Source organism: Kitasatospora sp. NBC_00070, from assembly GCF_045041205.1.
GTDB lineage: Bacteria > Actinomycetota > Actinomycetes > Streptomycetales > Streptomycetaceae > Kitasatospora.
The window spans coordinates 2,728,278-2,741,286 of the sequence record NZ_CP108247.1 but is presented as its reverse complement, the minus strand read 5'-3'; the positions used below and the strand labels follow the sequence as shown (position 1 = coordinate 2,741,286).

Sequence of the window (13,009 nt, the reverse complement as noted above, 5' to 3'; positions counted from 1 at the left end):
GTACTACGCCAGCGGGCCGGTGACCTGCTCGACCGCGGTGACCAGCTCGCCGGTGGCGACCAGCGCGGCGGCGGCCTCCAGGTCGGGCGAGAGGAAGCGGTCGCGCCCGGCGCCGCCGACCCCGGCGGCGCGGGCGGTGGCCAGCGCGGCGGCGGTGGCGGGGGCCAGCGGGCCGCTGCCGTTGTCGAGCCGGATCTCCAGCGCGCGGGCCGAGGCGGTCAGTTCGACGGCCAGGATGCGGCCGAGGTTCTCCACCGACTGACGCAGCTTGCGGGCGGCGGACCAGCCCATCGAGACGTGGTCCTCCTGCATCGCGGAGGACGGGATCGAGTCCACCGAAGCGGGGACGGCGAGCCGCTTGTTCTCGCTGACCAGGGCGGCCTGGGTGTACTGGGCGATCATCAGGCCGGAGTCCACGCCCGGGTCGTCGGCCAGGAAGGCCGGCAGGCCGTGCGAGCGGGCCTTGTCCAGCAGCCGGTCGGTGCGGCGCTCGGAGATCGAGCCCAGGTCGGCGGCGGCGATGGCCAGGAAGTCCAGCACGTACGCGACCGGGGCGCCGTGGAAGTTGCCGTTCGACTCGACCCGGCCGTCCGGCAGCACCACCGGGTTGTCGACCGAGGCGGCCAGCTCGCGGGAAGCGACCAGCGCGGCGTGCGCCAGGGTGTCCCGGCCGGCGCCGGCCACCTGCGGGGCGCAGCGGATCGAGTACGCGTCCTGGACCCGGGGCGCGTCGTCCTGGTGATGGCCCGTCAGGGCGGAGCCCTTGAGCACGGCGAGCATGTTGGCGGCGGACAGCGCCTGGCCCGGGTGCGGGCGGATCGGGCCGTGCAGCTCGGGGGCGAGCACCTTGTCGGTGCCGAGCAGTGCCTCCAGCGACATCGCGGCGGTGATGTCGGCGGTGGTGAACAGGCGGGCCAGGTCGGCCAGCGCCATCACCAGCATGCCGAGCATGCCGTCGGTGCCGTTGATGAGGGCCAGGCCCTCCTTCTCCAGCAGCTCGATCGGCTCGATGCCGGCCTCGGCGAGCAGCTCGCCGGCGTCCCGCTCGACGCCGTCCGGGCCGAACGCGGTGCCCTCGCCCATCAGCGCGAGCGCGCAGTGCGACAGCGGCGCCAGGTCGCCGGAGCAGCCGAGCGAGCCGAACTCCCGGACCACCGGGGTGATCCCGGCGTTCAGCAGGGCGGCCATGGTCTGCGCGACCAGCGGGCGGACCCCGGTGCGGCCGGAGGCCAGCGTCTTCATCCGCAGGAAGATCAGCGCGCGGACCACCTCGCGCTCCACCACCGGGCCCATGCCGGCGGCGTGCGAGCGCACCAGCGAGCGCTGGAGCTGGGCCCGCAGTTCGGGGCTGATGTGCCGGACGGCGAGCGCCCCGAAGCCGGTCGAGATGCCGTACACCGGGCGCGGCTCGGCGGCCAGCGCGTCGATCCTGGCGCGGGCGGTCGCCATCTCGGCGAGCGCGTCGGGGCCGATCTCGACCCGGGAGTTGCCGCGCGCGACGGCGATCACGTCCTCCGCACTGACGTCGGCCTTGCCGACCAGGACCAGCGGAGCGTCGGGGTCCACAGCACTGTGCATATCCATATACATCATCACACCAGGTGAATGAAGATATGACAACTAGGGTGCGGACACCTGGGCGAACGCGCGCCGGTACGAACGCGGCGGCACGCCTCGGCGGACGGCGCGCTGTTCTAGTCCCCGGCCGAGCGGGCGGTGACCAGGCCGGACTCGTAGGCCGCGATGACCGCCTGGGCGCGGTCCCTGACCCCGAGCTTGGCGAACAGCGCGGTGATGTGGTTCTTGACCGTGGAGACGCTGAGGTCCAGGGCGCCGGAGATCCCGGAGTTGTCGAGGCCGGTGGCCATCAGGCGCCAGACCTCGACTTCGCGGGGTGTGAGATCGGCCGGGCCGGTCGGGGCCGGCCGGGCATCGTGCGGGGCCCGTACGTAGGTGGCGATCAGCCGGGTGAGCAGGCGCGGGGCGACCACGGCCTCGCCGGCGTGCACGGTGCGGATCGCCGCGCCCAGGTCCTCCGGGGAGCTGTCCTTGGGCAGGAAGCCGTGGGCGCCGGCCCGCAGCGCGCCCACCACGTACTCGTCCAGGTCGAAGGTGCTGAGGGCCAGCACCCGGCAGTCGGGCACCTCGGCGGCGAGTCGTCCGGTGGCGGCGACCCCGTCCAGCACGGGCATCCGGATGTCCATCACCACCACGTCGGGGCGCAGCCGGGCGGCCAGTTCGACGGCCTCGGCGCCGTCTCCCGCCTCGCCCACCACCTCGAAGGCCGGGTCGGGGGAGAGGATCAGCGACAGACCGCGCCGGACCAGCGGCTGGTCGTCCGCGATCAGCACCCGGATCGGCCCGGTGGCCGTCATCGGACGGCCACCTCGTCCTGGTCCAGCGGCAGCTCGGCCAGGACGCCGAAGCCGCCCTCGGGCCGGGGGCCGACGGTCAGCGTGCCGCCGTGCAGGGCGACCCGCTCGCGCATGCCGATCAGCCCGTAGCCGCCCGGGCCCGCCTGCGGGGACGCGCCCACGCCGTCGTCCCGTACCTCGACGAGCACCCGGTCCTGACCGTACGTCAGCCGGACCGAGGCGCGGGCGGGCCCCGCGTACTTGCGGGCGTTGGTGAGCGCCTCCTGGGCGATCCGGAACACCGTCAGACCCACGGTCGGCGGCAGCGGCCGCGGCGGCCCGTACACGCCGAGCTCGGTCGGCAGCCCGGCCAGCCGGGACTCGCCGACCAGCCGATCCAGGTCCCCGATGCCGGGCTGGGGCAGCGCCGGTGCGGTCTCCGGCTCGTCGTCGGCCCGCAGGACGTCCAGGAGTTGACGCATCTCGCGGAGCGCCAGCCGCCCCGAACCCTCCAGGGTGACCAGGGCGTCCCGGACCACCTCGGGGTTGCCCAGATTGGCCCGGGCGCCGCCGGCCATCAGCTGCATGGTGGTGATGTGGTGGGCCACGATGTCGTGCAACTCCCTGGCGATCCGCCGACGTTCCTCGGCCACCGCCCGGTCGGCGAGCAGCCTGCGGTTGGCCGCCCCCTCGCGCTGCCAGCGGTTCACCACCAGCGCGGCGCCGACCACGATCAGGACGGACATCGGCGGGCCCACCAGGGACTCCTGCCAGGGCGTGCTCCCGCCGCCGCGCTGGCTCAGCACCGTCACCGCCGCGGTCGCGAGGCCCGCGACCGCCGTCACCGGGAGCGGGCGGGCCCGGGCGACCGAGTACAGGGCGACGATCAGGACGGCGCCGAAGTGGCTGGGCAGCGGGAGGGTCAGCGCGGCCGTCGCGTCCAGCACCAGGACGGCGGCCAGCGCCGCCACCGGGTGGCGGCGCCGGGCCAGCAGCGGTACGGCGCCCAGCGCGACCAGCAGGAACCCGGGCACGCTCACCGGCTGCCGGCCGCCGAAGTCGGTGAAGAACACGTAGCTGAGCAGGTTCAGCACACAGGCCGCGGCGGTCACCAACGCGTCGTTGCGGGACCACGGCGGCTCGTCGCCGCCGGTGGGCAGCGGCTCCCGGCTGTCCGCCGGCCCGGTGCTGGGCATGTCTGTTCTCCCCTGTGTCCGGCCTCCCGGCCCTCCCGGACAGCCTCGCACAGCGTTCGCGGCGGCAGTACCGACGGTGGACCGGGCCCTGACCAGGACCAGGGTCCTGGTCAGGGCCCGGGGGAGGACCCAGGGCCCCGGTCCGGATCATCCGCTGCCCCGACGCCCGGGCACCCCTCCGGCTGATGGTCTGGAGACCGGCCGGGAGGACCCGGCCGACCCGCTCCCAAGTGCGTCCGCCGGAGGACACCGTGATCCGCGCCCTGACCGGATACTCGACCAGGAACCCATGGCGGGTGATCGTCCTCTGGGCGGTGCTCGGCCTCGCCCTGACCGCGCTGGCCCCGACCATGCTGGCCCGGGTCACCCAGCACCAGACCGGGGACTTCCTGCCCCCGGGCTACGACTCGGCCGCCGCGCTGCGGATCGCCGAGGAGCGGTTCGGGGTGGACCCCGACGCCACCACCGTGACGGTGCTGGTCGCCCGGGCCGACGGCAGGCCGCTCGGTGCCGCCGACCAGCAGCGGGTCGAGGCCGAGGCCGCGAAGCTGGGCGAGCGCCGGGTGGTGATGCCCCGGAAGGACGACACCCCGGCGTTCCTGCTGCCGGACAGCTCCCAGACGCCCCGGATCGCCCCGGCGATGACGGCGCCCGACCGGAGCTTCGAACTGCTCTCCGTCCAACTCACCGGCAACCCCGCCGACCAGGGGGTGCAGGACGTCTACCGGACCTTCCGGGACACCGCCCGGACCCAGTTCGCCGAAGCCGGGCTGCGGACCGGCTTCACCGGCGGACTGGCCGACCTGGTCGACAGCACCGACGCCCACGAGACCGCGGCCAAGGTCGGCGGCATCCTGGTCACGGTGCTGATCGTGCTGCTCAACGTGCTGGTCTTCCGCAGCGTGCTGGCGGCCGTCCTGCCGCTGCTCGCGGTCGCCCTGATCGGCGGCGTGGCGGCGGGTGCCGTCGCGGGTGTCGCGCTGCTGACCGGGCGGATGCTCGACCCGAGCACCCCGGGGCTGATCAACGTGGTGCTGCTCGGCATCGGCATCGACTACCTGCTCTTCCTGCTGTTCCGGTTCCGCGAGCAGCTGCGCGCCCGGCCCGGGCAGCCCGCCCGCGAGGCGGCCGCCCAGGTCTCCGGCCGGGTGGGCACCGCGATCACCTCGGCGGCGCTGACCATCGTGGCCGCGTTCGCCACGCTGGGTCTGGCGACCTTCGGGCAGTTCCGCTCGCTGGGCCCGGCGATCGCGGTCGCGGTCCTGGTGATGCTGCTCGGCAGCCTCACCCTGATGCCGGCGCTGCTCGCGGCCGCCGGGCGGAAGATGTTCTGGCCCTCCAAGACCTGGCGCCACGAGCCGCCGGCCGGCCGGGCCGCCCGGTTCGGCGACCTGGTCACCCGTCGCCCGCTGGCGATGCTGGCGCTCTCCGTCGCCCTGCTCGCCGCGCTGGCCGCCGGGCTGGTCGGCATCCGGATGGACTACGGCCGGGGCGGCCCCGAGGAGCGGACGCCCGCGGTGGCCACCGCCGCCGAGATCTCCCGCGCCCTGCCCGCCGGGGTGTCGGACCCGACCAGCGTCTACCTCACCGCCACCGACGGCGGCACCCTCGACACCGCCCGGCTCGACGGCCTCTCCCGCGCCCTGGCCGGGGTCGACGGGATCGGCCAGGTCGCACCGACCGTGCTGAACCAGGACCACCGGGCCGCCCGGATCGACCTCTACCCGACCGCCGACCCGCAGAGCCGGCAGGCCCGTGACCTGGCGTCAGGACCGGTCCGGGACACGGTCGCCCGGCACACGCCGGCCGGGACGGCGGCCCACGTGGGTGGTACGGCGGCGATCCTCGCGGACGTCTCGACCGCGGTGGACCACGACCTCACGATCGTGTTCCCGGTCGCGGCCGCGCTGATCGGGCTGATCCTGCTGCTGCTCCTGCGCAGCCTGCTCGCGCCGGTGGTCCTGATGCTCGCGGTCGGGCTCGGCTTCGCCGCCACCCTGGGCGCCGCCACCCTGCTGTTCCAGCACGGCCTGGGCCGACCCGGCGTCAGTTTCACCCTGCCGCTGGTGCTGTTCCTGTTCGTGGTGGCGCTGGGCACCGACTACAACATCCTGATCACCGACCGGATCCGGGAAGAGATGCGGCGCCCCGGCTCGGCCCGGGCCGCCGTGGCCCGCGCGGTCCGGCACACCGCACCGGCCGTCGCGACCGCCGGGCTGGTGCTGGCCGGCTCCTTCGCCACCCTCGCCACCACCCCGGGCAGCGAACAGGTCGCCTTCGCGATGGCGCTCGGGATCATGCTCTCCGCACTGGTCCTCTCGCTGGTGGTGGTCCCCGCGCTGGCGGCGCTGCTCGGCCGGGCCCTCTGGTGGCCGCTGCGCCCGCGGCCGCACGTGCGGCACCCGGAGACCGTGCCCGCCCGGCACCCGGAACCGGCCGTGGTCAGGGGCGGCCCGGGGCCGTCGTAGCCTGGCAGGCGGTGGCCGGTCGGCCGGGAAAGGGGTACGGGGATGGCTCGGGCGACGATACGGCGGCGGGTGGTGCGGCTGCGCGGGGACGAGCGGGCCGAGCGGGCGGACGTGCTGGCGGGGGAGGAGCCGCTGGAGATCCGGGTCGGCGGCGAGCCGCTGACCGTCACCATGCGCACCCCCGGGCACGACTTCGACCTGGTGGCCGGCTTCCTGGTGGGCGAGGGGATGCTGCACACGGCGGCCGAGCTGGCCGCGCTGCGGTACTGCGCCGGGACGGACGCGGACGGGCTGAACACCTACAACGTGGTGGACGCCACCCTGCGCGGTGGCCGGCCCGCGCTGACCACCCATCGGAACCTGCTGACCACCAGCGCCTGCGGCCTGTGCGGCCGGGACACCGTGGAGGCGGTCCGCACCCACGTCCACTGGTCGCTCGCGGCGGACCGGGTGCCGGTCCGGCCGCAGGTGCTGTACGGGCTGCCGGACCGGCTCCGGGCCGCGCAGAAGGCGTTCGACTCGACCGGCGGCCTGCACGCGGCCGGACTGTTCACGGCCGAGGGCGAGCTGCTCTGCGCCCGGGAGGACGTCGGGCGGCACAACGCGGTGGACAAGGTGGTGGGCTGGGCGCTCCGGGAGGGGCGGCTGCCGCTGGTCGGCCATCTGCTGCTGGTGAGCGGTCGGGCCTCGTTCGAGCTGACCCAGAAGGCGGCCCTGGCGGGCATCCCGGTGCTGGCCGCCGTCTCGGCGCCGTCCTCGCTGGCGGTGGACCTGGCCGAGGAGCTCGGGCTGACCCTGGTGGGCTTCCTGCGCGGCGAGGGCGCCAACGTCTACACCGGTGCCGAGCGACTGGTCTGACAACAGCTCGGTCACGCCTGGTTGTTGACTGTCCGTGAGCGGGCATCCCCTCAGTGGGCCCTGGTGGCCAGGGCCGGACGGGGGTTGCCCAGCCATGCGTGTGATCCACGAGATGAAACTGGTCGGCCGGCTCGCCTCGGGCGCCGACGAGTGGTCCTGCCCCACCTGCGGCCGCCGGATCGCTCTCCGCCAACCGCCCCATCCCGACCTCACGATCCTGGAGGAGGGCGACGAGACCGCCGTGCACGTCGGCGTGATCCAGCCCGACCCGGCCGCCTCGGCCGCCGCCGAGAAGTACGGCCTGGGCCCGATCCAGGAGATCCCCCGCCCGCCGAGACCGGTCGCCCCGGAGCCCCCGGACGCGCAGGACCGCGCCTGGCTCGCCGACATCGGCATCAGCTGGGACGGCGGGGACGCGGCGGCCTGAACAGTACGAAAGCCCGGAGCTGCCTCTGGCCGCCGTTCGGATGATTGGATATATTCAGTCGAACCGACTCTGAATGAATCCATCCGCAAGGAGACCGTGAGCATGGTGCAGCAGCAGGGCAGTGGTCCGCGCGAGGTGCGTGCGGCGCGTGGGACGCAGCTGACGACGCAGGGCTGGCAGCAGGAGGCCGCGCTGCGGATGCTCATGAACAACCTCGACCCGGAGGTGGCCGAGCACCCGTCCAAGCTGGTGGTCTACGGCGGCACCGGCAAGGCGGCCCGGGACTGGCGCTCGTACGACGCGATGGTGCGCACCCTGCAGACCCTCAAGCAGGACGAGACCATGCTGGTCCAGTCCGGCCGCCCGGTCGGCGTGATGCAGACCCACGAGTGGGCGCCCCGGGTGCTGATCGCCAACTCCAACCTGGTCGGCGACTGGGCCAACTGGGAGGAGTTCCGCCGGCTGGAGAACCTCGGGCTCACCATGTACGGCCAGATGACGGCCGGCTCCTGGATCTACATCGGCACCCAGGGCATCCTGCAGGGCACGTACGAGACCTTCGGCGCGGTGGCCGCGAAGAAGTTCAACGACACCCTCGAAGGCACCATCACCCTCACCGCCGGTCTCGGCGGCATGGGCGGCGCCCAGCCGCTGGCCGTCACCATGAACGGCGGCGTGGCGATCTGTATCGACTGCGACCCGTCCCGGATCGCCCGCCGGATCGAGCACCGCTACCTGGACGTGGAGGCCAAGAACCTCGACCACGCGCTGGAGCTGGCCACCGCCGCCCGGGACAAGAAGCAGCCGCTCTCGATCGGCCTGCTCGGCAACGCGGCCGAGCTGTTCCCGCAGCTGCTCGCGATGGACGCGCCGATCGACATCGTCACCGACCAGACCAGCGCGCACGACCCGCTGGCCTACCTGCCGATCGGCGTCGACTTCGACGACATGGCGGCCTACGCGGCGGCCGAGCCGGCCGAGTTCACCCGGCGCTCGCGCGAGTCGATGGCCAGGCACGTCGAGGCGATGGTCGGCTTCCAGGACCGTGGCGCCGAGGTCTTCGACTACGGCAACTCGATCCGTGGCGAGGCCAAGCTCGCGGGCTACGAGCGCGCGTTCGACTTCCCCGGTTTCGTGCCGGCGTACATCCGGCCGCTGTTCTGCGAGGGCAAGGGCCCGTTCCGCTGGGCCGCGCTGTCCGGTGACCCGCAGGACATCTACAAGACCGACAAGGCCGTGCTCGACCTCTTCCCGGAGAACGAGTCGCTGCACCGCTGGATCAAGATGGCCCAGGAGAAGGTGCACTTCCAGGGCCTCCCGGCGCGGATCTGCTGGCTCGGCTACGGCGAGCGCGACAAGGCCGGTGAGCGCTTCAACGACATGGTCGCCTCCGGCGAGCTGTCCGCCCCGATCGTGATCGGCCGCGACCACCTGGACTGCGGCTCGGTGGCCTCCCCGTACCGGGAGACCGAGGCGATGCTGGACGGCTCCGACGCGATCGCCGACTGGCCGCTGCTGAACGCCATGGTCAACGTCGCCTCCGGCGCCTCCTGGGTCTCCATCCACCACGGCGGCGGCGTCGGCATCGGCCGCTCGATCCACGCCGGCCAGGTCACGGTCGCCGACGGCACCGCGCTGGCGGGCGAGAAGATCCGCCGGGTGCTCACCAACGACCCCGGCATGGGCGTCATCCGGCACGTGGACGCCGGGTACGACCGGGCGGTCGAGGTCGCCGACGAGCGTGGTGTCCGCATCCCCATGGGTGAGCTGTGACCTTCGAAGAGATGTGGGCGGAGCTGCTCCCCGTGGGCCGCTCCGCCGCCTCCGGGGGCTACCGCCGGCACGCCTGGAACTCGGCCGACGCCGAGTGCCGCGCCTGGTTCGAGCAGCAGGCCCGTGGTCGCGGCCTGACGTACGAGCTGGACCGGAACGGCAACCAGTGGGCCTGGCTCGGCGATCCGACCGGCGAGGGCGCGATCGTCACCGGTTCGCACCTGGACTCGGTGCCGGACGGCGGCGCCTTCGACGGCCCGCTCGGCGTGGTGTCCTCCTTCGCCGCCCTGGACGAACTCCGGTCCCGTGGAACGGAGTTCACCCGCCCGCTGGCGATCGTCAACTTCGGTGACGAGGAGGGCGCCCGGTTCGGGGTGGCCTGCATCGGCTCCCGGCTCAGTGCCGGGGTGCTCGGCCGCGAGCAGGCGTACGAGCTGCGCGACGCCGACGGCGTCCGGCTGCCCGACGCGATGGAGCGGGCGGGGTACGACCCGGCCGCGATCGGCGCGGACCACGACCGGCTGGGCCGGATCGGGGCCTTCGTCGAGCTGCACGTCGAGCAGGGCCGGTACCTGACGGAGGGTCAGCCGATCGGCGTGGCCAGCGCGATCTGGCCGCACGGCCGGTGGCGGTTCGACTTCCACGGCGAGGCCAACCACGCCGGGACCACCCGGATCGAGGACCGCCGGGACCCGATGCTGACCTTCGCCGACACCGTCCTGTCGGCCCGGCAGCAGGCCGAACTGGCGGGCGCGCTGGCCACCTTCGGCAAGGTCGCGGTGGAGCCGAACGGCACCAACGCGATCGCGTCGCTGATCCGGGGCTGGCTGGACTCCCGGGCGGCCGACGAGACCGTGCTGACCGAACTGGTCGAGCGGATCCGGGAGTCGGCGCTCCGGCGTGGCGAGCGGGACGGCGTCCGGGTCGAACTGACCCGCGAGTCGTACACCCCGGTGGTCGACTTCGACGGCCCGCTCCGCGACCGGCTGGCCAAGCGGCTCGGCGGCGTACCGGTGCTGCCGACCGGCGCGGGACACGACGCCGGGATCCTGGCCTCGGCCGTTCCGACCGCGATGCTGTTCGTACGTAACCCGAGCGGGGTCTCGCACTCCCCGGCCGAGTACGCCGAGCAGGCCGACTGCCTGGCCGGTGTGACCGCGCTCGCCGACGTCCTGGAGGATCTGGCGTGTCAGTGACCACCTACTGGGCCGAGCACGCCTGGCTGCCGCACGCCAACGGCCCGGTGGTCGAGCGGGACGTGCTGATCACGGTCGCGGACGGCCGGATCACCCGGGTCGCGCCGGACAGCGGGCCCTGCCCGCCCGGCGCGACCCGGCTGGCCGGACTGCTGCTGCCCGGCCAGGCGAACGCCCACTCGCACGCCTTCCACCGGGCGCTCCGGGGCAGCGTCCAGGTCGGCTCCGGCACCTTCTGGACCTGGCGGGACACCATGTACCGGTTCGCCGGTGTGCTGGACCCGGACAGCTACCTGGCGCTGGCCACCGCCGTCTACGCCGAGATGGCGCTCGCCGGGATCACCAGCGTGGGCGAGTTCCACTACCTGCACCACGCCCCCGGCGGCGGCCGGTACGCCGACCCCAACGCGATGGGCCACGCCCTGATCGAGGCGGCGGCCCGGGCCGGCATCCGGATCACCCTGCTGGACACCTGCTACCTCTCGTCCGGCTTCGGCGCGGAGCCGACCACGCCCCAACTCCGGTTCAGCGACGGTGACTCGGACGCCTGGGCGGAGCGGGTCAGCGGCCTCGAGGCCACCGAGCACGCCCGGATCGGCGCCGCCGTGCACTCCGTCCGGGCGGTCCCCGCCGGGCAGTTGGGCACCGTCGCGCAGTGGGCCACCGAGGCGGGCGCCCCACTGCACGTCCACCTCTCCGAGCAGACCGCCGAGAACGACGCCTGCCTCGCCGCCCACGGCGTCACCCCCACCAGGCTGCTCGCCGACCACGGGGTGCTCGGCCCGCGCACCTCCGCCGTGCACGCCACCCACCTGACGGACGAGGACATCCGGCTGCTCGCGGACTCCTCGACCAACATCTGCATGTGCCCCACCACCGAACGCGACCTGGCGGACGGCATCGGCCCGGCCCGGCGGCTGGCCGGTGCCGGCTGCCCGATCACCCTGGGCAGCGACAGCCACGCGGTGATCGACCCGTTCGAGGAGGCCAGGGCACTGGAGCTGGACGAACGCCTGCACACCCGGACCCGGGGCCACTGGACGGCGAACGCCCTGCTCCGCGCGGGCGGTCAGGACGGCCACGCCTCCCTCGGCTGGCCCGACGCGGGCCGGATCGAGGCCGGCGCCCTGGCCGACTTCACCGTGCTCGCGCTCGACTCGGTCCGCACCGCCGGCCCCCCGCCGGCCCTCGGCGCCGAGACGGCGGTCTTCGCCGCCTCCGCAGCCGACGTCCGCCACCTGGTGGTCGGCGGCCGACACATCGTCAAGGACGGCGTCCACCAACTCGTCCCCGACGTCGCAGCCGCCCTGAGCACGACAATCGCCGCCCTCCGGTCCTAGACTGCGACGCGTGTGCCCGAGCGGGGCTGATCCTCTCGGGCACACACTTTTCGTACGGGGCTCAGCCATGCACCACCGGGGGCCCGGGGAACGGCGGCGCCGACCTCAGGAGCGTTCAACGTACGTACCGGGTCAGGCACTTTGCATTTTGACCCGCACGCCAGATCTCCTCGCAGTTCCCCGAGCCCCTGACCGTAGAAAGGCCCGCTCCGTGAGCACGCTCATCACCAACCTCGGTTCCCTGGTCACCAACGACCCCGCCCTCGGCACCCGCACCGCCGCCGCCGTGGTGATCGACGGAGACCGGATCGCCTGGGTCGGCGCCGCCGCCGCCGCCCCGGACACCGACCACCGGTTCGACGCCGAGGGCCGGGCGATGATCCCCGGCTTCGTCGACTCGCACGCCCACCTGGTCTTCGCCGGCGACCGCACCGCCGAGTTCAACGCCCGGATGAGCGGCCAGTCCTACAGCGCGGGCGGTATCCGGACCACGGTCGCCGCCACCCGCGCCGCCACCGACGCCGAGCTGGAGGCCAACCTCACCCGCTTCATCGGCGAGGCGCTCCGCCAGGGCACCACCACCATCGAGTGCAAGTCGGGCTACGGCCTGACCACCGAGGACGAGGCGCGCGCCCTGCGGATCGCCGCCGCGCACACCCCCGAGACCACCTACCTCGGTGCCCATGTGGTCGCCCCGGAGTTCAAGGACGACCCGGCGGCGTACGTCGACCTGGTGACCGGCGAGATGCTGGACGCCTGTGCCCCGTACGCCCGTTGGGTGGACGTGTTCTGCGAGCAGGGCGCCTTCGACGGTGACCAGGCCCGGGCCGTGCTGACCGCCGGGGTCAAGCGCGGGCTGATCCCCCGGGTGCACGCCAACCAGCTGCACCACGGCCCGGGCGTGCAGCTCGCGGTCGAGCTGGGCGCGGCCTCGGCCGACCACTGCACCCATCTGACCGACGCCGACGTGGACGCGCTGGCGGGTGGCGACACCGTGGCCACCCTGCTCCCCGGCGCGGAGTTCTCCACCCGGGCGAAGTACCCGGACGCCCGTCGGCTGCTGGACGCGGGCGTCACCGTCGCGCTCTCCACCGACTGCAACCCGGGTTCCAGCTTCACCAGTTCGATGGCGTTCTGCATCGCGGTCGCGGTCCGCGAGATGGGCATGACCCCGGACGAGGCGGTGTACGCCGCCACCGCCGGTGGCGCCCACGCGCTGCGCCGGACCGACGTCGGCGTGGTGGCGCCCGGCGCCCGGGCCGACCTGCTGCTGCTGGACGCGCCGTCGGCCGTCCACCTGGCCTACCGTCCGGGCGTCCCGCTGACCGCCGCCGTCTGGCAGGGCGGCGTCCGCAAGGTCTGAGCACACGTCAGCGGGCCGGTACCCCTCCCAGAGG

The 13,009-nt window shown here is 74.0% G+C and carries 10 protein-coding genes; 7 read left to right on the top strand and 3 right to left on the bottom strand.

Annotated elements, in window-relative coordinates:
- Positions 1 to 3: 3 nt before the first annotated feature.
- The 3 genes from hutH to OHV05_RS12485 form a co-directional block, all read right to left on the bottom strand.
- Positions 4 to 1,578 (bottom strand): histidine ammonia-lyase, encoded by a 1,575-nt coding sequence (hutH, locus tag OHV05_RS12495; protein WP_403040605.1) that lies wholly within the window; start codon positions 1,576 to 1,578, stop codon positions 4 to 6.
- Between the two features lie 116 nt (positions 1,579 to 1,694).
- Entirely contained in the window at positions 1,695 to 2,375 is a 681-nt protein-coding gene (locus OHV05_RS12490) for a response regulator (RefSeq protein ID WP_405017737.1), read from the bottom strand.
- Entirely contained in the window at positions 2,372 to 3,550 is a 1,179-nt protein-coding gene (locus OHV05_RS12485) for a sensor histidine kinase (RefSeq protein WP_405017736.1), read from the bottom strand. Before OHV05_RS12485 ends, OHV05_RS12490 begins: the two co-directional genes overlap by 4 nt.
- 251 nt (positions 3,551 to 3,801) lie before the next feature.
- Between OHV05_RS12485 and OHV05_RS12480 the strand changes: the two genes are divergently transcribed.
- The 7 genes from OHV05_RS12480 to hutI all read left to right on the top strand — a co-directional run bounded on the left by OHV05_RS12480 (position 3,802) and on the right by hutI (position 12,975).
- Complete coding sequence (locus OHV05_RS12480) at positions 3,802 to 6,018, top strand: MMPL family transporter (protein WP_405017735.1); 2,217 nt, start codon at positions 3,802 to 3,804, stop codon at positions 6,016 to 6,018.
- Positions 6,019 to 6,060: 42 nt separating this feature from the next.
- Entirely contained in the window at positions 6,061 to 6,876 is an 816-nt protein-coding gene (gene fdhD / locus OHV05_RS12475) for a formate dehydrogenase accessory sulfurtransferase FdhD (RefSeq protein WP_405017734.1), read from the top strand.
- A gap of 94 nt (positions 6,877 to 6,970) precedes the next feature.
- Entirely contained in the window at positions 6,971 to 7,303 is a 333-nt protein-coding gene (locus OHV05_RS12470) for a hypothetical protein (RefSeq protein WP_405017733.1), read from the top strand.
- A 102-nt stretch (positions 7,304 to 7,405) separates the two neighbouring features.
- On the top strand, positions 7,406 to 9,076 hold the full coding sequence (gene hutU / locus OHV05_RS12465; protein WP_405017732.1) for a urocanate hydratase: 1,671 nt from the start codon (positions 7,406 to 7,408) through the stop codon (positions 9,074 to 9,076).
- An 11-nt stretch (positions 9,077 to 9,087) separates the two neighbouring features.
- The gene (locus OHV05_RS12460; protein ID WP_405021447.1) at positions 9,088 to 10,272 is read left to right on the top strand and encodes an allantoate amidohydrolase; all 1,185 of its coding nucleotides are present in this window, start codon (positions 9,088 to 9,090) and stop codon (positions 10,270 to 10,272) included.
- On the top strand, positions 10,263 to 11,612 hold the full coding sequence (locus OHV05_RS12455) for a formimidoylglutamate deiminase (RefSeq protein WP_405017731.1): 1,350 nt from the start codon (positions 10,263 to 10,265) through the stop codon (positions 11,610 to 11,612). Before OHV05_RS12460 ends, OHV05_RS12455 begins: the two co-directional genes overlap by 10 nt.
- Positions 11,613 to 11,823: 211 nt before the next feature.
- Positions 11,824 to 12,975 (top strand): imidazolonepropionase, encoded by a 1,152-nt coding sequence (gene hutI / locus OHV05_RS12450; protein WP_405017730.1) that lies wholly within the window; start codon positions 11,824 to 11,826, stop codon positions 12,973 to 12,975.
- The last annotated feature ends 34 nt before the right edge of the window (positions 12,976 to 13,009 follow it).

What these genes read in the sequence shown, in the direction of transcription:
- hutH (WP_403040605.1), bottom strand. Translation starts at nt 1,578, where the DNA reads ATGCACAGTGCTGTGGACCCCGACGCTCCGCTGGTCCTGGTCGGCAAG.
- OHV05_RS12490 (WP_405017737.1), bottom strand. Translation starts at nt 2,375, where the DNA reads ATGACGGCCACCGGGCCGATCCGGGTGCTGATCGCGGACGACCAGCCG.
- OHV05_RS12485 (WP_405017736.1), bottom strand. Translation starts at nt 3,550, where the DNA reads ATGCCCAGCACCGGGCCGGCGGACAGCCGGGAGCCGCTGCCCACCGGC.
- fdhD (WP_405017734.1), top strand. Translation starts at nt 6,061, where the DNA reads ATGGCTCGGGCGACGATACGGCGGCGGGTGGTGCGGCTGCGCGGGGAC.
- OHV05_RS12470 (WP_405017733.1), top strand. Translation starts at nt 6,971, where the DNA reads ATGCGTGTGATCCACGAGATGAAACTGGTCGGCCGGCTCGCCTCGGGC.
- hutU (WP_405017732.1), top strand. Translation starts at nt 7,406, where the DNA reads ATGGTGCAGCAGCAGGGCAGTGGTCCGCGCGAGGTGCGTGCGGCGCGT.
- OHV05_RS12460 (WP_405021447.1), top strand. Translation starts at nt 9,088, where the DNA reads ATGTGGGCGGAGCTGCTCCCCGTGGGCCGCTCCGCCGCCTCCGGGGGC.